Here is a 20,592-nt window from a genome sequence, read left to right on the forward strand (position 1 = left end):
AGCCTGGACCGGCAGGGTACCGGGGCCCCGGGTCCGCGTCGAGGGCGCGGCGACGGCATCGCCGGGTTCGCCAGCTGTCACGCTGAAGACGCTAAGTTCCGGCCAGACGGCTCCAGCAGGGCTCGCTCGGTGATGCCCCGAATCACGCAGGGCGTCGGCCGCCCCGCGCCCGCTTCCCAGCCCGCACCAGCGCAGACCGCACAGCCTGCAGCCGGTACCAGCCAACATGCGGCCGGTGCCAAGCAATGCTCGTGCCCGGCTCACCGATGTCGTTCAGGCGGGGTAGTACGACGCCTGGCCTTGACGCAGCTCCTCGGTGATTTTGTTCTCCTCGAGAAGCTTTTTGAGCGGCTCCTGGAGCTCCGCTGCAGGGGTTCCCATCGCCAACGCAAGGTCGTCGATCCCCTGCCCTGGCTCGATCTCCACGTGGGCGAGCAGCGCCTCGGCGATCTCGTCCGCGGAGCTTCCGGACGGGCTCGCCAGGCTCGCGGGGCTCGCCGGGACCGCTTGCTCGGCCGCTTTCCCAGGCGCCGCGACGGCGGGCGCCGGGGTTCGTCCGGCGCGCGCCTTCGTCTTCGTCGGCGCGACCGCTGCGCGCGAGGCGCTTCCGGTAGTCCGCGACGCGGCCGCGGGCGCCTTCTTGCGCGGTGCAACGCGCTTCGGGGCCTTTTGCGACGGGGCGCTGCGGACAGGCGCGGCCGGGCGGCTCGGCGCCGGAGCGCGCTCGGCCTTGCGGACCGGCTTGGCGAGAGTCGCGGCCGGCGCGGTCGATATCCCGGCGGCGCTGATGTCGACTTCCAGGTACCGCGCAGCGGTCCGGAGAACGTCCTTACGGACCACCGCTCTCATGCCCTCCAGGAACTTGGCCACGGAAGCACGAATCTCATTCTCGATCTCGACATCGGATATCACGCAGCCGCCGTCTCATGAATCCCCCGGAATGTCAACGTCTTCCACGCACAGTGGCCCGCACAGGCCGGAGAAACCAGGCGTTCCTGCACCTGTCGGCGCTCGCGACCGGGGTCCGGATCCCTGGCTTGGGGCGGCGCGCGTCCGCTGTGAATTTGCCGCTCTATCAAATGAAATGCTGGCAAGATCTGAAACGCATCGACAGATCATGTCGGGCCCCTCCGTCCGCACGCGTGGGCCTCACGCTCGGGCAGAGGTCGACTCGCCGCTCGCGGCCGCACCGGGGGGAGGTCCTGCGGGAGTGCTCAAGCAGCCTTGACCGCGCGGAGCGACGCGCGGCGCAGCGGGCGGAGCTGCGCCGCCGCAAAGGCCGCGCCGAGGGCGAGCCCGCGGAACGTCAGCCGCATGCGGAGGACGTCGAGATAGCCCTCGCGGTGCAAGGCGGTGAGCGCCCGGCGGACGTCGGTCCGACGCACCTGAAGGGCCGTGGTCAATGTGTCGAGGGTCACCGTTTTGCCCTCGCTCTGGAGGGCAACCAGCGTCCGGAGAAGATGCGGAGCGAGGTCCTTGTTGGTCATGGCGCGCACCGTAACCGGCGCCTGAACGGCCGTACAGTTTGTGGCGCCGTTTTTCTCCGGGCCGCCTGCTGAAGCGCTGGAGGCGCCCAGAACGCAGCCGTCGTCTGTGGTAGGTCCTCCTCGTGCACGCTGGCGACTCGCCTCCTCAAGCCATCATCCTCGCCGGCGGGCTCGGCACCCGGATGCGCCCGCGGACGGAGCGCACCCCGAAATTCCTTCTCCCCGTGGCCGGACGGCCGTTCGGGGCGTGGCTGCTCGAGCGGCTCGCCGCCGCGGGCTTCGGCGACGTCGTCCTCTGTGTAGGTCACCTCGGCGACGCCGTTCGAGGAGCGATGGGCGACCGGTTCGCGGGCCTGTCGCTCCATTACGCCGACGACGGCCCCGATCTCCTGGGCACGGCTGGCGCGTTGCGCCGCGCGTTGCCCCACCTGGCTCCCGTGTTCCTCATGACCTACGGCGACTCCTATCTCCCCTTCAACTACCTTGCCCCGCTTCGGGACCTCTGCATGCACCTCGGCGCGCTCGGCACGATGGCCGTGTACCGGAACGAGGGCCGGTTCGACGCGTCGAACACCTCGGTTTCGGGCGATCTGGTGCTGCGTTACGAGAAGCGGCGCGCGGACGCCCCGCCCGACCCTGCCCTCGACCACATCGATTACGGCGCGACCGCGCTCCGCCGCGAGGTCATCGAGGCGCTGCCAGCGGACACGCCGATCGGCTTCGAGGTGGTGCAGCGCGACCTCGCGTCGCGCGGCCGCCTCCGGGCCTTCGCGGTCGCGGAGCGCTTCTACGAGATCGGCTCCGAGCAGGGGCTCCGCGATCTCGAGGCCGCCCTCGCGACCGCGCCCGCGGCGAAGGAGCAGGGATGATCGTCTCCCGCGCCCCGGTCCGCTTCTCCCTCGGCGGCGGCGGGACCGATCTGCCCGCCTACTCCGGCCGCTTCGGCGGCTACCTCGTGTCGGCCGCCATCGACAAGTACATCTACGTGACGGCCAACAAGCGCTTCCACCGCGACATCCGCCTCGCTTACTCCAAGACCGAGATCGTCCCCTCGGTCGACGCGATCGAGCACCCGATCTTCCGGGAAGCGCTCCGGATGCTGGGAATCGAGCACTCGATCGAGCTCACGAGCGTCGCCGATCTCCCCGCGAACTCGGGCCTCGGCTCGTCGAGCTCGTTCACGGTCGCGCTCCTCAACGCCCTGCACACGTACAAGCGCGACTTCGTGTCGTCCGAGCAGCTCGCTCGCGAGGCCTGCTCCATCGAGATCGAGCGCCTCGGAGAGCCGATCGGCAAGCAGGACCAGTACATCGCCGCGTACGGAAACGTCACGGCGTTCACGTTCTCTCCGGACGGCTCGGTGCACGTCGAGCCCGTCCCGGTCCGCGACGAGGTGCTGGACGAGCTCGAGAGCAACCTGCTCATCGTGTGGAGCGGCGTCGAGAGGCCGGCCAGAGTCGTGCTCTCGGAGCAGGGCCGGCGGCTGCAAGACCTCGAGCCCGAGGTGATCGAGCGGATGCACCGCATCAAGGAGATCGGCCGCGACGTGCACCGCATCCTCGTCACGGGCAGGCTCGACGACTACGGCGATCTCCTCCACGCCCATTGGACCCAGAAGCGTAAGCTCGCGTCCAAGATGACCGACGAGGTCCTCGACGAGATCTACGAGATCGCTCGGGGAGCGGGGGCGCTCGGCGGCAAGCTGATGGGGGCCGGCGGCGGCGGCTTCTTCATGTTCTACGTCCGCCCGGCGGAGCGGCGCCGGGTGCTGGAGGCGCTCGCCGCGAAGGGCCTGCGGGTGCTGCGCTTCCGCTTCGATCTCGACGGCGCGCGCATCGTCGCGAACCTGCACCGATCGTGAGCGGGCGCGCGAGCGCGCCCCTCCCGCTGGGCATTTCAACGGGACTCTGGCTATAAATCGGCCATGCCTCAGAGCACGCACGACTTCGTCGAAAAGTACCTCCGCGAGACGTCCGAGATCGCCCTCGCGACGAGCCCCGAGGACATGGCTCGCGTCATCGAGATCCTGTTCGATGCGTACCGGAGCGATCGCACCATCTACACGTGCGGCAACGGCGGCTCGGCGGCCAACGCGAGCCACCTCGCCTGCGACATCGCCAAGTTCACGTGGGTCGAGGGCAAGCGGCGCTTCAAGTGCACCTCGCTCTGCGACAACGCGGCCCTCCTCAGCGCCCTCACCAACGACGTCGGCTTCAACCGGATCTTCCTCGAGCAGCTCGACGGCCGCATCGTCGCCGGCGACGTGCTCGTGTGCCTGAGCGTGCACGGCGGCTCGGGCGCCGATCGCGCCGGCCCGTGGTCGCAGAACCTCGTCGCCGCCGCGGATTTCGCGAAGAAGGCGGGGGCCAAGGTGGTCGCGCTCGTCGGCTACGACGGCGGCGCCCTGCGCCAGATGGCCGACGCCAGCGTGATCGTGCCAAGGACGCGGGCGGGCTACACGTCGACGCCGCACGTCGAGGGCCTCCACGAGGTCTACCACCACCTCATCTGCGAGCGGCTCCTCCAGCTCGTGGCAGAGAGCTGAGCGCCGCGTGGCGAGGCGCGGGATCCTCCTCGACCGCGACGGCACGCTCATCGACGTGGTGCGCGATCCCGAGCTCGGCGTCGTCGTGACGGCGTTTCACCCCGATCAGATCCGCGTCCTCCCCGGCGCGCTCGAGGGCCTGCGGCGCCTCGCGGACGCCGGCTACTTGCTCGCGATCGCGACCAACCAGCCGGGCGCGGCGAAGGGCCAGGTCCCCTGGGGGGCGATCGAGCGCACGAACCGCGCGCTCCTCGATCGGCTCCGCGAGGCCGGCGTCGCGATCGCGGCGCTCGCGGTGTGCCCGCACCACCCCGAGGGCGGGCCTGGCGGCGATCCGACGCTCATCGGGCCGTGCGATTGCAGGAAGCCTCAGCCAGGCATGCTCACGGCGCTCGCGCGCGATCTCGATCTCGACGTCTCGGCGAGCTGGATGATCGGCGACTCGCCGAGCGACGTGGCGGCCGCGCGCGCCGCGGGCATGCGGGCGGGCCTCATCATGGATCGACGCCGCTGCGAGCTGTGCCCGCTCCGCGGCGAGGCCGATCTCCCCTGCCCCGATCGCGCGGCGCCGCGCCTCGATCTGCTGGCCTCCGAGATCCTCGCGGAGCTGCGCGGAGAAGGCTAGCGGCCTCTGGCGCGCCGCGCGGCGCGCGTCCGTCGGGCGGCGTGCTACCGTCCCGCCGTGACGCCTCCCCCGGATCACGACGGCGGCGCGCTCGAAGAACGGAGCGCCCGCGACGACGCCCCGGCCACCGCGGGCGAGCTCGACGCCCGCCTCTCGGCGGCCCGCTACATCTCCGATCCGGCGACCTCGCTCGCGCTCTGGCTCGCCCTCCGGATGGAGCGGCCGCTCCTGCTCGAGGGGCCGGCGGGCGTCGGCAAGACCGATCTCGCCCGCGCCGCCGCCGAGGCGCTCGGCCGCGGGATCATCCGGCTCCAGTGCTACGAGGGCCTCGACGAGGCGAAGGCGCTGTACGAGTGGGACTACGCGAAGCAGATGCTCTACACGCAGCTCCTTCGCGACGCCGTCGCGAAGGAGATCGCCGGCGCGGCGAGCCTCGCCGCCGCCGCGCGCGCGATCGCGGGGAGCGAGGCGTCGTTCTTCAGCGAGCACTTCCTGATCGCGCGCCCGCTCCTCGCGGCGCTGCGGAGCGCCGCCCCGGTCGTCTTGCTCATCGACGAGGTCGATCGTGCGGACCCGGAGTTCGAGGCGTTCTTGCTCGAGGTGCTCTCCGACATGCAGGTCACGATCCCGGAGCTCGGCACGATCCGCGCCGCGCACCCGCCGCTCGTGCTGCTGACGACGAACGCGACGCGCGAGATGACCGAGGCGCTGCGCCGCCGGTGCCTGCACGCGTTCCTGGACTACCCGCCGCCGTCGCGAGAGGTCGCCATCCTGAAGGTCGCCCTCCCGGGGATCGAGCCCCGCCTGGCCGCGCAGATCGTGGCGTTCGTCGGCGCCCTGCGGGCCATGGATCTGCGGAAGTCTCCCGCCATCAGCGAGACGATCGACTGGGCCCGCGCGCTGCTCCTGCTCGGCAAGCACGCGGTGACGCCGGAGATCGCCCGCGACACCCTCGGCGTCCTGCTCAAGCACCAGGGCGACCGCGGCGACGCGGAGGCGAAGCTCGGCACCCTCGTGCGGGCCGCCGAGCACGCCGGCGCGGGCGATCCGGCTACCTGAGCTCGGCCACCTTCTCGCCGAACAGCTTCTCGAGCCGCCCGAGCATGGCGTCGTTCGGCTCGACGCGGAGATCGCGCCCCAGCGACAGCACCGCCTCTGCCCCGTCGTCGAGCTGGATCACGAGCTGCACCGGGCACACCCCGGGGCTCGCCCGCAGGAGCGCGCCGAGCCGATCGATGTGTTCACGCCTGGCGCTGCGCGACTTCAACGTGATCGCCACGCTGCGCGTCTGCGCGAGGATGGCGTCGGCGAGCGGCTGCACCTCGTCGAGCAGGAGGGTCGGCTCGCGCGGCGCGGCCTCGGCCTCCTCGGCCCCCTCGTCTACCATCGGGAAGCTGACCTTCCCCGAGATCAGGACCGGCTCCCCGCGGTTCAGGAGATCCGCGTACGACTCGATCTGCTTCTCGCGCACCTTGACCTCGACCCGGCCCGTCGTGTCCTCGAGCACGAAGAACGCGATCTTGCCGCCGCCGCCCTTGAAGATGCGCTCGCGGTAGCCCTCGACCATCCCGCCGACGCGCACCCTGGACCAGGGATCCATGCCGGCCAGGGCGCTCACCGCGGTGACGTCGAAGCGGTTCAGATCGACGCCGTATCGATCGAGCGGATGCCCCGAGACGTAGAACCCGAGCGACTGCTTCTCCCGCGAGAGGGTCTCGCGCAGATCCCAGTCCTCGGTCATCGGGTAATCGTCCAGCCGCACCTCGCTCTTGGACGCGACCGCCGCGAACAGCCCGATCTGCGCGCTGTTCCGCTCCTTGCTCGCGGAGCGCGAGCGTTCGAGCGCCCTGTCGATGGCGGCGAACGCCCGAGCCCGCGAGATGCCCCGCGCGTTGAGGCTCGCGTCGAACGCGCCGCACTGCACGAGCGCCTCGAACACTCCCTTGTTGACCCGCCGCGGATCGACCCGCTCGGCGAAATCGAACAGATCCCCGAACGCGCCGCCCGCGTCCCGCGCCTCGAGGACCGCCTCGAGCGCCGACTCGCCGACGCCGCGGATCGCCCCCATTCCGAAGCGGATCTTCGGGTCGTACGGGTCCTTCACCCGCGAGCCCCCGCGCCGGGTGCCGGCCACGCGCTTGCCGTTCGTCACCGGCTTTGCGCTGTAGACGACGGTGAAGTCGGTCTTGGACTCGTTGATCTCGGGCGGCAGGATCTCGACCCCCCACGCGCGCCCCTCCGCGATGATCCGCACGACCTTCTCTATCTTGTCGCGGTCGGCCGTCATCAGCGCGCAGAGGAACTCGACCGGGTAGTGCGCCTTGAGGTAGGCCGTCTGGTAGGTGAGCAGCGCGTACGCCGCCGAGTGGCTCTTGTTGAAGCCGTAGCCCGCGAAGTACTCGAGGAGCCCGAAGATGCGCTCGGCGTCCTCGGCCTTCACCCCGTTCTTGAGCGAGCCGTCGACGAACGTCGCCTTCTGCTTCGCCATCTCCTCGGGCTTCTTCTTGCCCATGGCGCGCCGGAGCAGATCGGCGCCGCCGAGCGTGTAGCCCGCGAGCTTCTGCGCGATCTGCATGACCTGCTCCTGGTAGACGATGACGCCGTACGTCGGCTGGAGGAGCTCGTCGACGAGCGGGTGCATCTTCTCGATCGGCTTGCGGCCGTGCTTGCAGTCGACGAAGTCCTTCACCATGCCGGTGCCGAGCGGCCCGGGCCGGTAGAGCGCCACGGCGGCGACGATGTCCTCGAAGGCGTCCGGCTTGAGGTCCTTGAAGAGCTGCTGCATGCCGCTCGACTCGAGCTGGAACACGCCGGTGGTCTCACCGGACTGGAGGAGCGCGTAGGTGGCGGTGTCATCGAGGGGCACCGTGTTCACGTCGAAGCGCTTGCCCTCCTTGCCCGCGAGGTCCGGCCGCGCGTTCACGAGCCGCACCGCGATGTCGATGACGGTGAGCGTCTTCAGCCCGAGGAAGTCGAACTTCACGAGCCCGGCCAGCTCGGCGTCGTCCTTGTAATACTGGGTGACGAGCTGCTCGCCGTTCTTGAAGCAGGGGACGTGATCCCAGAGCGGCCCCTCGCTGATCACGACGCCGGCGGCGTGCATGCCTGCGTGCCGCGTCAGCCCCTCGAGCTTCTGCGCCTGCTTCAGGAGCTCCGCGACCGTGGGGTCGCTCTCCTTGAGGGCCTTGAGCTTCGGCTCGATCTCGAGCGCCTCGGGGATCGTGTACATGATCCCCGGGCTCTTCTGCGGGATGAGGCTCGCGATCTTCTGCGCCTCGTTCGCGGGGAACGCCATCGCCCGGGCGACGTCCTTGATGACGCTCCGGGCCTTCAGCTCGTGGAACGTCGCGATCTGCCCGACGGACGGCTTGTCGGCCTCCTTGCTGTACTTCTTGGTGACGTAGGAGATGACCTCGTCGCGCCTGTCCATGCAGAAGTCGACGTCGAAGTCGGGCATGCTGACGCGCTCCGGGTTCAGGAAGCGCTCGAACAGCAGGTTGTACGGGAGCGGATCGAGATCGGTGATCTCCATGGCGTATGCGACGAGCGAGCCCGCGCCCGATCCGCGGCCCGGCCCGACCGGGATGCCGTGGTCCTTGGCATACTTGATGAAGTCCCAGACGATGAGAAAGTAGCCTGGGAAGTCCATCTGAACGATGACGTTGAGCTCGATGTCGAGCCGCGCCCGGTAGGTCGCCTCGTCCACCTTCCGGCCCGTCTGCGCGATCTGGGCGAGCCGCTTCGTGAGGCCGTCGTGCGCCACGTGCCGGAAGTACGACCCCGAGTCCGTGAACCCGCTCGGCAGCGGGAACGTCGGGAGCATCGGCTTGCCGAGCTTGAGCTTCAGCGTCGAGCACCGCTCGGCGATCTCGAGCGTCGAGCGCACCGCCTGCGGGTAGTCGCGGAAGAGGTGCATCATCTCGCCGGCGGGCTTGAGGAACATCTCGAAGCTGCCGTGGTGCGCGTCGCTCGCCTCCGCGAACGTGCGGTTGGCCGCGATGCACGACAGGTAGAGCTGCCCCTCGCCGTCCTCGCGCGCGCCGAAGTGCGCGTCGTTGGTCGCGACGAGCGGCAGCCCCAGATCGCCGGCCGCCCGCGCGAGGATGCCGTTGAGCACCGACTGCTCGACCAGCCCGTGGTCCTGCAGCTCGACGTAGAGGCTCCCGGGCTGGAAGCAGTCCCTGAGCCGGCTGAGCGCCTCGCGCCCCTCGTCCTCGCCCTGCTCGAGGATCCGCTGGGCGACCACGCCGCCCATGCACCCGGTCAAGCCGATGAGCCCCGCGCTGTACTGCGCCACCGTGTCGAGCCGCACGCTCGGCGCGAGCCCGCTCGCGGGATCGACGTGCCCCTTGGAGACGATGCGGACGAGGTTCTTGTAACCCTCCTCGGACGAGGCGAGCAGCACGAGGTGGTCGACGGGCGTCTCGTCCACGCCCGAGCGCGACATCTGCCCCGCGGCCGCGCCCCAGCTGCGGGCCACGTTCACCTCGCAGCCGATGATCGCGCCGATGCCCTGGTCCTTGCAGGCCTTGTAGTGCTGAATGGCCCCGAACATGTTCCCGTGATCCGTCAGGGCGACGGCGCGCATTCCCAGCGATTTGGCGCGCGCGGCGAGGTCCTTGACGCGCAGCGAGCCGTCGAGGAGCGAGTACTGCGAGTGCACGTGGAGGTGGATGAACTCAGCGGTCACAGCGGGCTTCCAGGTGGCTTCTCATCGTGGTGGTAGTCGGGAAAGACCGGTAATCGAGGAGAGGGTACGGAGAGCGAGATCGGGAGGCGTCGGGATGATCCACCAGCGCTTGCCGGCGGGCTCACATATAGCGCATTGCGCAGCGGGGATCGCCCTTGATGAGCCGCGCAGGCCGGCGCTAGCATGTGCGCCCGTCTGAGAGCACTTGCCTGATTTGGGGTGGGGTTTCCAGAAAGTGAGGTCGATGATGCGTCAATCCCGTATCGCCGTCGCGGTGTATTTGGCGACCGCGCTCCTGTCCGTTTCCGGATGTGGCTCCGAAGCCGCGGCGCCTGCTGTTCAAGACGTCGACCTCGGTCAGCCGCCCGCGCCGGGGCCGGAGCAGGCCGGGGATGGCGAGGGCGTCGCGTTCGCGATCGACCGGCTCTTCCTGGGCGACACCGATCGCGACGGGAAGAAGGTGGCCGGCAGCTGGAAGCAGTACGGCTTCAACCTCGACGGCAAGGTGTCCAGCACCGCATCACAGGACCTCTGCAAGCCTGTCGACGACACCGCCCCTTCGGAGGTCTATCCGGATGGCGCCGACGGGATCGACAACTCCTTTGGCAACAAGCTCGTCAGCCTCATCTCCAACATCCTGACCGACCCGTCGACCAGGGCCTCCGACGCCATCGGCAACGGCGATTTCACGGTGATTTTCAAGGTCGACGGGCTCGGCGCGGCATCGTCCTACAACCCCCTCACCGCGAAGCTCTACGGCGGTGCAACGCTGGGCACGGCGCCCACCTGGGATGGGAGCGACCGGTGGCCGGTCGTACCGGAGCTCCTCGATAATGCTCAGGACGTCGAGAGCGCCAAGGTCGTGTTCCCGGCCAGTTACGTCGTCGACGACACGTGGGTGTCGGGCCCGGATTCGCGGGTCACATTCAAGCTGAACCTGACGGTCTCGGACACCATCATCGGCCTCACGATTCGCAACGTGAGGATCGCGATGGATCTCGCGCCCGATCACAAATCGGTGGTCAAAGGCACCATCGCGGGCGTGCTCGAGACGGCTGTCCTCGTCGAGGAGCTGCGCGGCGTCATCGGCGCTGTACAGCCGAGTTTCTGCGAGGGCGCGGGGCTGGAGACGATCCTCGACCAGGTGCGCCGCGCCTCGGACATCATGAAGGATGGCAGCCAGGACCCGAGCAAGGAGTGCGACGCCATCTCCATCGGCATCGGGTTCACGGCGAAAGCGGTCCAGCTGGGCGACGTCGCGCCGCCCGCAGAGACGGCCGGCGTGCCGTGCCAGTCGGCGCCCACAGACGGAGGCTGAGCGCCGCGCGACTCTCATCGATCGGCAGCCGCAGCATGGAGCCCTCCTCCTGGGCTCCGCGGGCACCTCCCGGGCGTCCGCACCCGCCGGATCCACACAACCTGCGACGTTCAGCCTGCTCCGGCCACCCGCGAAGATCGTGCTCGCGCTTGAGCCGTCGCGCCCCCTGCGAGCGTCTCAAGGAGCGACCCCACCCGTCCAGGGTGTGCGCTCAGGCGAGGGAGGCCTTGCCGACGCGCCCTCTCGGTCCGCCCGCTGGTGGGCGGGCCGCGAGGCGCCCTCTTCCTGGTTTCGTTCGTCCTGACTTTTCGCTAGAAGGCGGCATCGCTTCGAGCGTCCACCACGCAATCACCGAGGGCGATGAAGATTCATGGCGAGCTGCCGTCCAAGGGCGTCAGCCCGGCGGGTCGCCGACGCGAGCTCTGGCTCGTGCCCCTCAGAGGAGAACAAGGTCCATGCGTAGATACGTCGCTTCCGTTCTGTGCGCCGTGATGATGATTGGCGCTGCCGCCGCGACGGCGGGTTGCACGGCCAGCGCCTCGTTCGGCTCCGGCAAGGAGCCGGCGGCTGCGCCGCCGCCCCCGCCCCCGCCGGAGCCGAAGCCCGAGCCGAAGGAGGAGAAGAAGCCCCGCCCGCGCTTCAAGCTGTCGTTCAAGCTCAAGGGCAACGAGGTCGCTCTCCCCGGCCCGGTGGTCTTCGAGACGAACAGCGACAAGCTCCTGCCCGAGAGCGACGAGGTCCTCAACCTCGTCAACGACTTCCTGAAGCAGCGGGAGGACGTGACCCTGCTCCGCATCGAGGGCCATACGGACTCGGACGGTGAGGACGCCGCGAACCAGACGCTGTCCGAGAAGCGCGCGATGTCGGTCGCTCGCTGGCTCGTCGCGAAGGGCAACGACTGCAAGCGCCTCATCGCCGTCGGGTTCGGCGAGACCAAGCCGGTCGCCGACAACAACACGCCTGAGGGCAAGGCCCAGAACCGCCGCACCGGGTTCTTCATCGCGGCCATCAAGGGCAAGGCCGTCGACAAGCAGCCGGTGGATGGCGGCGGCAAGGTCGCCGGCGACGCCTGCAAGTGACGCCGCGCCGCCCGGGCGCGCTCCGGGCGGCGCACCGCGGTCGCCGCGGGCGCGCTCGATCGGGGCGCGCCCTTCGCGCTGACGGCTGACGGCGGAGCCCCGGTGGCCGGCGCGCGGCGCCCTTCGGGGCGCGCCGGCCGCCGGTGCCGCCCTGCTTTCCGCGCGGGCCGGGCGCTGACGCCGCCTTGCGATCCTTCTTTTCTTGCCTCCCCCGCCAGCTTCACTATCCGTACGTCTCCACGACATGCGGAGACGTCACGACAGGGCCCTGGGTCGCCTCCTTTCCATAACCGTCCTCTCGGTCGGCCTCTTCGGTTGCGACTCCGGGCCGGGCGACGTCCGCCAGTGGGCGCCGGCCGATCACGATCCGCCGAACCCCGGCGAGGGGCAGGGCGGCAAGGTAGCCGCTCGGCCGATCGCGTCGGATGAGACCGATCCGGGGCTGATCGAGCTCGCCTGGCAGCGCAACTGCTCCACGTGCCATGGCAGGGCCGGTCGCGGCGATGGTCCGCAAGGTCCGATGGTCCGCGCCCCGGACCTCACCGACGCGGCGTGGCAGGAGCGGGTGACCGACGCGCAGATGGCCGAGACGATCAGGAAGGGCAAGAACAAGATGCCGGCCTTCGACCTGCCGCAGCCGGTGATCGAGGGCCTGGTGAAGCGAGTCCGCACCAACCGAGCGCGCTGAAGCCGGATGAGCTCGACGCCGCAGCACGATCTCGATGAGGCGCCGGAGGAGAGGCCGACGGAACCGGAGGCGCGGCCTCCGTGGCTGAGGCGTCTCGCTCCCGCGATCCTCGTGCTGGGCGCGCTGTTCGCCGGGAGCGTCCTGTTCAAGAACCTGCCCAAGGAGCGGGAGGTCGAGCTGCGGCTCGATGATGCGGCAACGGTCGTGCGGCTTGACGTGACGTGGACGGATTCTTCTTCAGGCGACCGCCCGGACAACGCCGAGCCGGTCATCGACAGCTCGTGGCAGTTCGCCGAGGGGACGGCGCCACGGGCCGTCCTCACGAAGGTGTCGCTCCCGGACGGCCTCTACCAGGTGCAGATCGCGGTCGGCAGGAAGGATGGGCACGACGTGACGAGCCGGGCCGTCACGCTCGCAGACGCATCCCGGATCACGCTGTTCGCGCATTGAACGGCCCCGCGCGCTCTGCGGGGCCTCCTAGAACACGCTCCACGAGCCCCGCAGAGCGCGCTTCGGCGGGCCTCGCAGCGTGCGCGCAATCGCGTCCGGACGGCGGGGCACCTACCGCGGTCGGCCTGTGCACGAGACCGTTGACGCCCGGAAACCGACAAGCCAGGCGGCACCGTGAGTTGGACGCGTGTCCCTGAGGTACCACCTCGCGTCCAGCCAGCCGCACCTGCCCCTTGATGCAAGACCTTAAGCCTTACATCCAAATAACTGTTATTATTGATATTTTGTCGCTTCCAGTGACAGCGTTTCGTGTGGGAATGGAATGTGAGAACGAATTCCCTTGATGCGTTCCCCTCGAAACCGCTACTTCTTGGCCCGCGGAAGCAGGGCGTGGCACCTTATCCTACAACCACTTACACGCTCTGACTGGGACGACCGTGGTGCATCGTGGTGCCCCCCCGGAGGGAGCGACCATGCGGCCTGTACAGTGCCGCTGGAGGCGGAGAAGGAGAACCGATGAGGATCACCCCGTGGTATCTGGCTGCGCTCGCCCCGTTCGCCGCCATTGGTTGCAGTGGCGCGTATCTCGGCCACGCCACCGTTGTCGCTTTGACGATCGGCATCTTCTTCGGGACCCTCTCGCTCGGCCGCACCCCGAGCTCTCGCCCCGCCCCGCCGAACGCCCCTGTCTCCTGACTTTCTCGCCCAGCTGCCGCCTGCCGCACCTCGACGCGAGGGTTTCCCGAGCGCGCGACAGCGCTGGCGCTTACGCTCGGGGAGCGTGAGGTCATGACGCACGACGCCTCCGTCGGCCGGCTCAAGCGGCTCGAAGAGTTCACGCTGATGGACCTGGAGTCCGTGCACCTCATCCTGCGCGGCGAATCGGTCATCGACTGGCGGAGGCTCAACCTGCAGGGTGAGCAGGCCGCGCGCGATCTCCTGCTGGCGCAGGAGTTCCGCCCTGACGAGCCCGGGGATCGCGCCCATCTCGAGAGCGTCAAGAACGAAGCGATCGCGTACCTGCGACGCCATTTCGAGTTCCCGATCCCGAGCCCGGTCGCGCGCGCCTCAGTCGAGGAGATCCTGCTGCTCGCCTCCGGCAAGGGCCACCGTCAGCTGTGCGCCTGCACGATCCTCAAGGCGATGCACATCATCCATCACCTGGCCGGGCGCGAGCTCCTCTTCTCGATCCCCATGTCGGACCAGGACGTCTTCCACCTCGTCGAGGAGAAGGTGTACCGGGTGATCGGCGGCATGCTCGCGGCGGGCTTCCCGATCACCGAGTTCATCGGCGGGCGGAAGAACAAGGACTCGCTCTACACGAAGCTCCTGTCGAAGACCGACACGACCGCGGCGGCCATCTACGACAAGCTCCGCTTCCGCATCGTCTGCCGCACGGTGGACGATCTGCTGCCCGTGCTCCTGTACCTGTCCGAGCGGCTGTTTCCGTTCAACTACGTCGTGCCTGGCGAGAGCACCAACACGATCCTGCGGTTCCGGAGCTACTGCGAGACGCGGCCGTTCCTTCAGCCGATGCTCGACGCGTTACAGACAGACGTCGACGACGGGCTGACGGCAGGCGACAACAGCTTCAGCGATCGGAGCTACCGCGTGATCCACTTCGTCGTCGATCTGCCGGTGCGCCTCCCCGCCGAGATCCTCGACATGGCGCCGCCCGCGGCCTGGGCGCTCGGGCCGATCATCTTCGTCCTCTGCGAGTTCCAGCTGATCGACCGCGAGACCGAGGCGGCGAACGAGATCGGCGAGGCGAGCCACGCCAGGTACAAGGAACGGCAGAAGCAGGCCGTCATGCGCAGGCTCAAGCTCGGTGTCCGCTCCACCCGCGACCCGGCGAGCGGCGGACCCAAGCGGGATCGCTAGGCGGGCGCCCGAGCGGCGCGGACCGAGCGGCCACGGCCGCAGCGCGCAGAGGAGACGGCCACGGCCGCGGCTGGTACGCGGGGCGGCGCTGCGACGCATCGAGCGGGCAGACCCGAGGGGTCCGCAGGATCTCCGGATGCGGGTCCTTGGAGGGCGCAGCGCGTGAGCAGCGCGGCGGACGCCGCTGCGACGCCGGGAGCAGTCGGGCTGTCGGAGCAGGGGCCGCCGGGCGAGCAGCCTGGACGGCGGCCGACGGCGATCGGTTCGAGGAGATGTGCCAGCCCCTCAACGAGGCCGCCGAGCGAGCGGGCTTAGATGCGGCCCTTCAGCGCGTCACGATCGAGGACGACAATCCGACGGCGATCGATCTCGATCACCCCCTTGCGACGGAGATCGCCCAGGGTGAGCGTGACGGTCTCGCGCGTGGAGCCGATCATGCTCGCCATCTCCTGGTGGGTGAACGGCGCGGAGATGAGCACCCCGCGGGGATCGGGGATGCCCCAGCGCGTCGCGGCCTTGAGCAGGAACTCACAGAGGCGGGCCTCCACGTTGCGGAAGAGCATCGACGCCAGGCGCTCCTCGGTGTCCGTGTGCCGCTCGACCAGCGTGGTCACGATCGCGGCGGCGAAGTTGGCGTCGCTCGCCATCAGGTTGCGCACCGTCGCCAGGGGGACGAGGAGCGCCTCGACGTCCTCCGTGGCGATCGCGCTCTCCCGGTGGGCCGTGACGCCCCCGAGCGCAGCCTCGCCTAGCACGTCGCCGGCCCCTCTGTAGCCGAGCGACAGGCTGCGCCCGTCGCTCATCCCTCGCACCAGCCGGACTCGGCCGAGGCTGAGCATGGCAAGCGCGGTCGCGGCGTCGCCCTGCGTCACCAGGTGACGCCCTTTCGCGACGCGTTGGATTGTTCCGCCGTCCGCGAGCGCCGACTGCGTGGCCGGAGAGGCCGCGTTGCCGATCGCGCCGCGACGGACAACCCGCCGTTTGCGGGAGTCCAGGTCGAGTCCGCCGTCGTTCCCGAGCGCGCCAGGCTGGACCCTGACGCTCCGTGCCATCGCATCCTTACCCATCATCATCGCGGCTGCTCCTGCGGTTTGCGGTGTCGCGGTCCTACTGTTCCGGGGGGCCCCCACCGGCCGGGGGGGCCCGACTTGTGCCGGAACCTCCCACTTGCGTTGACATCCTGGATACGCGGCCCGTACCTTTCGGTTTGAGCCGGGCACGCCCCGTGAATGAACCCCTGCACGGGGGAGCCAGTTCGACCGCTCCTCCAGCTACGGACGTTGGATGCGCCTCTTTAGCGGCAAAATTACTCCCCTCACAGAAGAAATCGTCCGCGCGCTTGTGGACAACCGCGATATCGAGTGCGAATCGAAGAAAGAGGTCGCGCTCGACGTCGAGTCGGTGTTCACGAGCTACCTACACGCAGAGCGGGAAGCGAGCGAGCGGGCGAAAGAGATCCTCCAGGCACGCGGGCTGCCTCAAGGCGAGTTCAACCGGGTCAAGCGCCTGGCCGCGGAGCAGAAGGGGATCAAGACAGGCGAGGAAACGATGGATTATCTCCTCGACCAGCTGCTCGAGATGCTGATGCACTCGAACAACGTCGAGGAGGTGTTCGTCGAGGACCACGACCTGCGCCGACGGATAAGGCCCATCCTTCGGAAGTACCTCGAGATGGATGAAGCGCTCGACACCGAGGTGCGCGGCAAGCTCCGCCACGTACAGGAAGGCTCCCGCACCTGGGAAATCGAATACCAGCGGGTCATGGGCGAGATCCAGCGACGCAAGGGGCTGCTGTAATCGCCGCCATCAGGCTGGCGGGTTCTCCCCAGAGCGAGCGAGCCATCTGCGGCGTTCGCCAGTCCAGCAGGCCCGACCCGACCTGTGGAATGCCCTGTGTGGGATAGCTGCGCACCATCTACGACCGTACCCTGCGCGGAGCGTTCCTTACTGCCGGATCGGGCTTCGTCGTGGTACCGGAGGACATCATGAGCTGGATTCCGAAGGTCGAGGCGAAGCGCCACTTCTGTCATAAATGCAAGAACGAGCTCATCTTCGAGGTGAAGCTCCAGCGCGCGGACACCTGTCCCCACTGCGGTATCGACCTGCACTGCTGCAAGAACTGCGAGAACTGGGACCCGGCCGCGCACAACCAGTGCAAGGAGCACATCGCCGAGTACATCCCGGATCGGGAAAGCGCGAATTATTGTACTTTCTTCACGTTCAAGAACGGCGTACCGGAAGATAACTCCAAGCGCATCGCGGATGCGCGCTCCAAGCTCGACAACCTTTTCAAGAAAAAGTAGGCGCCCGCTGGGGGAGCACGCACATGTCCACGCCTCGCTACTTGATCACCGGCGGTGCCGGGTTCATCGGAAGCAACCTCGTCGCGGCGCTGACCGCCGCCGGCGAGAGGGTCCGCGTCCTCGATAACCTCGCGACCGGCCGGTGGGAGAACCTCGACGGGCTCCCGCACCAGTCGCTGATCGAGCGCATCACCGGGGACATCCGGGACGCGGCGGCGGTCGCGGCCGCGGCCAAGGGGGTCGAGGTCATCCTCCACCAGGCCGCGCTCGGCTCGGTCCCGCGCAGCGTCGAGGCGCCGGTCGAGTCGAACTCCGTCAACGTCGGCGGCACGGTCACGGTGCTCGATGTGGCGCGCCGGCAGGGCGTGCGCCGCGTGCTCTTCGCCGCGTCGTCCAGCGCGTACGGCGAGACGCCCGTCCTCCCGAAGCACGAGGGCATGGATCCGATGCCGCTGTCGCCGTACGCGGTCACGAAGCTCGCCTGCGAGCACTACATGAAGGTCTTCGCGGGCATCTACGGCATCGAGACCTTGAGCCTGCGTTACTTCAACGTCTTCGGGCCGAACCAGACGCCGGACGGCGCCTACGCCGCGGCGATCCCGCGGTTCGTCGACGCCGCCCTGCAGAACCGGCCGATCCCGATTTACGGCGACGGCGAGCAGACGCGCGACTTCTGCTTCATCGAGAACACCGTCCTCGCGAACCTGCTCGGCGCGACGTCGCCGAAGAAGTTCAAGGGGGAGGTCATCAACATCGCCGGCGGGCGCAGGATCGGGCTGAACGAGCTCTGCAAGGAGATCTCACGGGCCCTCGGGCGGGACGTGGCGATCGAGCACCTCCCCCCGCGCGCGGGTGACATCCGCCACTCGCTCGCCGACATCTCGCGCGCGGCGGAGCTCATCGGGTACGAGCCCCGCGTGCGCTGGGAGGACGGCATCGTCCCGACGGTCACGTACCTGCGGACGCTCCGCGAGAAGGGCCCCGCGGCCGCATCGGCCACGGTCACCTGTGGCAAGGTTCCGCTGCCCAAGGCCCACGCGGCCGCGGACATCGGGCAGAAGGCCAACTAGGTAGAGCGGGGGCGGCTCGTGCGGAGCATGACCGGCTTCGGGCTCGGTGACGCTTCGCTCACCGATGGGCGCGTCGTCGCCGAGATCCGCTCGGTGAACCAGCGCTTCCTCGACGTGCGCGCGCGGCTCCCGCGCGAGCTCGTCGATCTGACGATGTTCGCCGAGCAGGTCGCGCGCGAGCGCCTGCGGCGGGGCCGCATCGAGATCATCGTGCGGACCGAGGGCGCGGTGCTGGCCCCGAGCACGCTCGACAAATCGAAGGCCCGCGCGGCGTTCCTCGCGCTGGCCGAGCTCCGCGACGAGCTCGCGCCCGGCGCCGACGTGCCGCTCTCGCTGCTCTGCGCCGTGCCGGATCTCTTCGCCCCCGCAGGAGGTCACGAGATCGCGGCCGTCCGCGCGGCGCTGAAGCTGGCCATCGAGCGCGCGATCGACGCGATGGAGGGCATGTGCCTCCGCGAAGGCGAGGCGCTCGCCAGCGACATGCGCGGTCGCGTGGCGACGCTGCGCGCGCTCGCGTCCGAGGTCGTGGCGCGCGCGGACGAGGCGCGGGAGGCGCTCAGGCGCCGCCTGCGCGAGCGGGTCGAGCGCCTGCTCCAGGGGGTCGAGGCCGGCTTCGAGGCGACGCGGATGGAGGCGGAGGTAATGCTGCTCGCCGAGCGCAGCGACATCACCGAGGAGGTGACCCGCCTCCGGAGCCACCTCGACCAGTTCGGCTGCGCGCTCGCGGCGCCGAGCGGCGACCCTTGTGGAAGGAGGCTCGACTTCCTGCTTCAGGAGATGGTACGCGAGGCGAACACGCTGGGCTCCAAGGCGCAGGACGCCGCCATCTCCCATCACGTCGTGGCGATGAAGGTGGAGCTCGAACGCCTGCGGGAGCAGGTCCAGAACATCGAGTGACAGGAGAGCATGTCCACCGAAGCACTCAGTGACGACTTCCTCCTCCTCATCGTGTCGTCCCCGTCCGGCGCGGGGAAGACGACGCTCTGCGGGAGGCTGCGCAGCGAGTTCCCCGATCTGCGCTTCTCGGTCTCCCACACGACGCGGCGCCCGCGCCCGAACGAGGTCGACGGCCGGGAGTACCACTTCGTCGACCCGAACACGTTCGAGCAGATGATCCGCATCGGCGCGTTCGCCGAGTGGGCCCGGGTGCACGATCACCTCTACGGCACCAGCCTGAAGGAGATCGAGATCGCCCGCGCCACCGCGCGCGGCGTCCTCTTCGACATCGACCACCAGGGCGCGAGGCAGATCAAGGCGAGCCTCCCCGAGGCGGTCGCCGTGTTCATCCTCCCTCCGTCGCTCGCCGAGCTCGAGCGGCGCCTGCGCGGGCGCGGCACCGAGGACGAGCCCACGACGCTCCGCCGCCTCCGCAACGCGAAGGGCGAGATCGAGCACTACGGCTTCTTCGACTACGTGATCGTGAACGACGAGATCAACCGCGCCTACGAGCAGCTGCGGTCGCTCGTCTTCGCCGAGCGGTGCCGCCGCCAGCGCCGCGCGGCCCTCTGCGAGCGGCTGCTGTCCGAGCGGAGGTTCGAGCGATGAGCTCCAGCGCGGCGCGCGACGTGCTCGCCATCATCGGCGGCAGCGGTCTCTACGAGATGGGGTGGCTGGAGGACGTCGAGGAGGTCTCGGTGTCCACCCCCTTCGGGCTGCCGAGCGACGCGGTGCTCCGCGGCCGGGTCAAGGGCGGCGACGCGACCGTCCTCTTCCTGCCGCGCCACGGCCGGGGGCACCGCTTCTCGCCGTCGACGATCAACTACCGCGCGAACATCTGCGCGCTGAAGATGCTCGGCGCCACCCACGTTCTCAGCGTGAGCGCCGTGGGCTCCCTGCGCGAGGACATCGCGCCGGGCGACCTCGTCGTCGTCGATCAGTTCATCGACTTCACGAAGCGCCGGATCTCGACGTTCTTCGACGATGGCCTCGTCGCCCACGTGCCGTTCGCGGATCCGGTGTGCCCGATCCTCGCGAGCGCGGTCCATGACGCCGCGCTCGGCCTCGGTGCGCGCGTCCACCGCGGCGGCACCTATGTCTGCATCGAGGGCCCGCAATTCTCGACGCGGGCCGAGAGCCGCATGTTCCGGACGCTCGGCGCGCACGTCATCGGGATGACCAACCTGCCGGAGGCGAAGCTCGCCCGCGAGGCGGAGCTCCCCTACGCCACGCTCGCGCTCACCACCGACTTCGATTGCTGGCACGTGAGCGAGGAGGCGGTGAGCGTCGAGGCGGTCATCGCCGTGCTGAACCGCAATATCGTGCACGCGCGGGACGTCGCGATGTCCCTCGCCAGCAACCTCCCCGACGTGTCGCAGAGCCCAGCCCGCCACGCGCTGGAGAAGTGCATCATGACCTCGCCCGGCGCGTCGTCGCCCGACGCAGAGGCGCGCCTCGAGTGGCTCATCGGCCCTCGGCGCAAGGCTGACTGAGCTGGCCCCGGGGGCGCCGCGCCCGCT

21 protein-coding genes are annotated in these 20,592 nt (G+C 69.3%); 17 read left to right on the forward strand and 4 right to left on the reverse strand.

Translation table 11 applies throughout. The features are described from left to right. Nucleotides 1-273 precede the first annotated feature (273 nt). Both WME90_RS19390 and WME90_RS19395 read right to left on the reverse strand, forming a co-directional pair. On the reverse strand, nucleotides 274-870 hold the full coding sequence (locus WME90_RS19390) for a hypothetical protein (RefSeq protein ID WP_437282647.1): 597 nt from the start codon (nucleotides 868-870) through the stop codon (nucleotides 274-276). Nucleotides 871-1,214: 344 nt separating this feature from the next. Next, nucleotides 1,215-1,487 carry a hypothetical protein gene (locus tag WME90_RS19395; RefSeq protein ID WP_437282648.1) on the reverse strand — a complete coding sequence of 91 codons (273 nt, stop codon included), beginning with the start codon at nucleotides 1,485-1,487 and terminating at the stop codon, nucleotides 1,215-1,217. A gap of 122 nt (nucleotides 1,488-1,609) precedes the next feature. Between WME90_RS19395 and WME90_RS19400 the strand changes: the two genes are divergently transcribed. The 5 genes from WME90_RS19400 to WME90_RS19420 all read left to right on the forward strand — a co-directional run bounded on the left by WME90_RS19400 (nucleotide 1,610) and on the right by WME90_RS19420 (nucleotide 5,716). Beyond that, nucleotides 1,610-2,356, forward strand: coding sequence for a nucleotidyltransferase family protein (locus WME90_RS19400; RefSeq protein ID WP_437282649.1), 747 nt, complete (start codon nucleotides 1,610-1,612; stop codon nucleotides 2,354-2,356). Then, nucleotides 2,353-3,348 (forward strand): GHMP family kinase ATP-binding protein, encoded by a 996-nt coding sequence (locus WME90_RS19405; protein WP_437282650.1) that lies wholly within the window; start codon nucleotides 2,353-2,355, stop codon nucleotides 3,346-3,348. Before WME90_RS19400 ends, WME90_RS19405 begins: the two co-directional genes overlap by 4 nt. A 63-nt stretch (nucleotides 3,349-3,411) precedes the next feature. Further along, on the forward strand, nucleotides 3,412-4,032 hold the full coding sequence (locus WME90_RS19410) for a D-sedoheptulose-7-phosphate isomerase (protein WP_437282651.1): 621 nt from the start codon (nucleotides 3,412-3,414) through the stop codon (nucleotides 4,030-4,032). A 7-nt stretch (nucleotides 4,033-4,039) separates the two neighbouring features. Then, nucleotides 4,040-4,657, forward strand: a complete 618-nt coding sequence (locus WME90_RS19415; RefSeq protein WP_437282652.1) for a D-glycero-alpha-D-manno-heptose-1,7-bisphosphate 7-phosphatase — start codon at nucleotides 4,040-4,042, stop codon at nucleotides 4,655-4,657. Between the two features lie 57 nt (nucleotides 4,658-4,714). Next, nucleotides 4,715-5,716 carry an AAA family ATPase gene (locus WME90_RS19420; protein WP_437282653.1) on the forward strand — a complete coding sequence of 334 codons (1,002 nt, stop codon included), beginning with the start codon at nucleotides 4,715-4,717 and terminating at the stop codon, nucleotides 5,714-5,716. Here WME90_RS19420 and dnaE read toward each other — a convergent pair. Then, nucleotides 5,709-9,347 carry a DNA polymerase III subunit alpha gene (dnaE, locus tag WME90_RS19425; protein WP_437282654.1) on the reverse strand — a complete coding sequence of 1,213 codons (3,639 nt, stop codon included), beginning with the start codon at nucleotides 9,345-9,347 and terminating at the stop codon, nucleotides 5,709-5,711. The two genes, WME90_RS19420 and dnaE, sit on opposite strands and share 8 nt — an antisense overlap. 244 nt (nucleotides 9,348-9,591) lie before the next feature. Between dnaE and WME90_RS19430 the strand changes: the two genes are divergently transcribed. From WME90_RS19430 to WME90_RS19455, 6 genes are all read left to right on the forward strand, one after another. Continuing rightward, nucleotides 9,592-10,665, forward strand: coding sequence for a hypothetical protein (locus tag WME90_RS19430; RefSeq protein WP_437282655.1), 1,074 nt, complete (start codon nucleotides 9,592-9,594; stop codon nucleotides 10,663-10,665). 455 nt (nucleotides 10,666-11,120) lie between these two features. After that, on the forward strand, nucleotides 11,121-11,744 hold the full coding sequence (locus WME90_RS19435; protein ID WP_437282656.1) for an OmpA family protein: 624 nt from the start codon (nucleotides 11,121-11,123) through the stop codon (nucleotides 11,742-11,744). Nucleotides 11,745-11,988: 244 nt separating this feature from the next. Further along, nucleotides 11,989-12,432: a c-type cytochrome gene (locus tag WME90_RS19440; RefSeq protein ID WP_437282657.1), complete on the forward strand. Its 444-nt coding sequence runs from the start codon at nucleotides 11,989-11,991 to the stop codon at nucleotides 12,430-12,432. Between the two features lie 6 nt (nucleotides 12,433-12,438). Next, nucleotides 12,439-12,882: a hypothetical protein gene (locus tag WME90_RS19445; protein ID WP_437282658.1), complete on the forward strand. Its 444-nt coding sequence runs from the start codon at nucleotides 12,439-12,441 to the stop codon at nucleotides 12,880-12,882. Nucleotides 12,883-13,398: 516 nt separating this feature from the next. Beyond that, nucleotides 13,399-13,578, forward strand: coding sequence for a hypothetical protein (locus WME90_RS19450; RefSeq protein ID WP_437282659.1), 180 nt, complete (start codon nucleotides 13,399-13,401; stop codon nucleotides 13,576-13,578). Nucleotides 13,579-13,671: 93 nt separating this feature from the next. Beyond that, nucleotides 13,672-14,763 carry a TIGR04552 family protein gene (locus WME90_RS19455; RefSeq protein WP_437282660.1) on the forward strand — a complete coding sequence of 364 codons (1,092 nt, stop codon included), beginning with the start codon at nucleotides 13,672-13,674 and terminating at the stop codon, nucleotides 14,761-14,763. A gap of 311 nt (nucleotides 14,764-15,074) precedes the next feature. Here the strand turns inward: WME90_RS19455 and WME90_RS19460 are convergent, their stop codons facing one another. Beyond that, nucleotides 15,075-15,815 (reverse strand): Crp/Fnr family transcriptional regulator, encoded by a 741-nt coding sequence (locus tag WME90_RS19460; protein ID WP_272099495.1) that lies wholly within the window; start codon nucleotides 15,813-15,815, stop codon nucleotides 15,075-15,077. 232 nt (nucleotides 15,816-16,047) lie between these two features. On the opposite strand from WME90_RS19460, the gene WME90_RS19465 reads away from it, so the two are divergent. The 6 genes from WME90_RS19465 (at nucleotide 16,048) to mtnP (ending at nucleotide 20,565) form a co-directional block, all read left to right on the forward strand. Further along, nucleotides 16,048-16,560, forward strand: a complete 513-nt coding sequence (locus WME90_RS19465; RefSeq protein ID WP_437282661.1) for a DUF507 family protein — start codon at nucleotides 16,048-16,050, stop codon at nucleotides 16,558-16,560. A gap of 188 nt (nucleotides 16,561-16,748) precedes the next feature. Continuing rightward, the gene (locus tag WME90_RS19470; RefSeq protein ID WP_437282662.1) at nucleotides 16,749-17,066 is read left to right on the forward strand and encodes a hypothetical protein; all 318 of its coding nucleotides are present in this window, start codon (nucleotides 16,749-16,751) and stop codon (nucleotides 17,064-17,066) included. A 23-nt stretch (nucleotides 17,067-17,089) separates the two neighbouring features. Continuing rightward, entirely contained in the window at nucleotides 17,090-18,136 is a 1,047-nt protein-coding gene (locus tag WME90_RS19475) for an SDR family oxidoreductase (RefSeq protein ID WP_437282663.1), read from the forward strand. A 27-nt stretch (nucleotides 18,137-18,163) separates the two neighbouring features. Then, entirely contained in the window at nucleotides 18,164-19,033 is an 870-nt protein-coding gene (locus WME90_RS19480) for a YicC/YloC family endoribonuclease (protein ID WP_437282664.1), read from the forward strand. 9 nt (nucleotides 19,034-19,042) lie between these two features. Next, entirely contained in the window at nucleotides 19,043-19,681 is a 639-nt protein-coding gene (gmk, locus tag WME90_RS19485; RefSeq protein WP_012236392.1) for a guanylate kinase, read from the forward strand. Further along, entirely contained in the window at nucleotides 19,678-20,565 is an 888-nt protein-coding gene (gene mtnP, locus WME90_RS19490; RefSeq protein WP_437282665.1) for an S-methyl-5'-thioadenosine phosphorylase, read from the forward strand. The genes gmk and mtnP overlap by 4 nt, the downstream gene beginning before the upstream one ends. Nucleotides 20,566-20,592 lie beyond the last annotated feature (27 nt).

Source organism: Sorangium sp. So ce375 (genome assembly GCF_051473855.1).
Classification (GTDB): Bacteria; Myxococcota_A; Polyangia; order Polyangiales; family Polyangiaceae; genus Sorangium.

Excerpts from the sequence above, each read along its gene's own strand:
- WME90_RS19430 (WP_437282655.1), top strand. The coding sequence starts at position 9,592 with ATGATGCGTCAATCCCGTATCGCCGTCGCGGTGTATTTGGCGACCGCG.
- WME90_RS19460 (WP_272099495.1), bottom strand. The coding sequence starts at position 15,815 with ATGGCACGGAGCGTCAGGGTCCAGCCTGGCGCGCTCGGGAACGACGGC.
- WME90_RS19465 (WP_437282661.1), top strand. The coding sequence starts at position 16,048 with ATGCGCCTCTTTAGCGGCAAAATTACTCCCCTCACAGAAGAAATCGTC.
- WME90_RS19445 (WP_437282658.1), top strand. The coding sequence starts at position 12,439 with ATGAGCTCGACGCCGCAGCACGATCTCGATGAGGCGCCGGAGGAGAGG.
- WME90_RS19450 (WP_437282659.1), top strand. The coding sequence starts at position 13,399 with ATGAGGATCACCCCGTGGTATCTGGCTGCGCTCGCCCCGTTCGCCGCC.
- gmk (WP_012236392.1), top strand. The coding sequence starts at position 19,043 with ATGTCCACCGAAGCACTCAGTGACGACTTCCTCCTCCTCATCGTGTCG.
- WME90_RS19470 (WP_437282662.1), top strand. The coding sequence starts at position 16,749 with ATGAGCTGGATTCCGAAGGTCGAGGCGAAGCGCCACTTCTGTCATAAA.
- WME90_RS19455 (WP_437282660.1), top strand. The coding sequence starts at position 13,672 with ATGACGCACGACGCCTCCGTCGGCCGGCTCAAGCGGCTCGAAGAGTTC.
- WME90_RS19395 (WP_437282648.1), bottom strand. The coding sequence starts at position 1,487 with ATGACCAACAAGGACCTCGCTCCGCATCTTCTCCGGACGCTGGTTGCC.
- WME90_RS19440 (WP_437282657.1), top strand. The coding sequence starts at position 11,989 with ATGCGGAGACGTCACGACAGGGCCCTGGGTCGCCTCCTTTCCATAACC.
- WME90_RS19480 (WP_437282664.1), top strand. The coding sequence starts at position 18,164 with ATGACCGGCTTCGGGCTCGGTGACGCTTCGCTCACCGATGGGCGCGTC.
- WME90_RS19405 (WP_437282650.1), top strand. The coding sequence starts at position 2,353 with ATGATCGTCTCCCGCGCCCCGGTCCGCTTCTCCCTCGGCGGCGGCGGG.
- WME90_RS19435 (WP_437282656.1), top strand. The coding sequence starts at position 11,121 with ATGCGTAGATACGTCGCTTCCGTTCTGTGCGCCGTGATGATGATTGGC.
- mtnP (WP_437282665.1), top strand. The coding sequence starts at position 19,678 with ATGAGCTCCAGCGCGGCGCGCGACGTGCTCGCCATCATCGGCGGCAGC.
- WME90_RS19475 (WP_437282663.1), top strand. The coding sequence starts at position 17,090 with ATGTCCACGCCTCGCTACTTGATCACCGGCGGTGCCGGGTTCATCGGA.
- WME90_RS19410 (WP_437282651.1), top strand. The coding sequence starts at position 3,412 with ATGCCTCAGAGCACGCACGACTTCGTCGAAAAGTACCTCCGCGAGACG.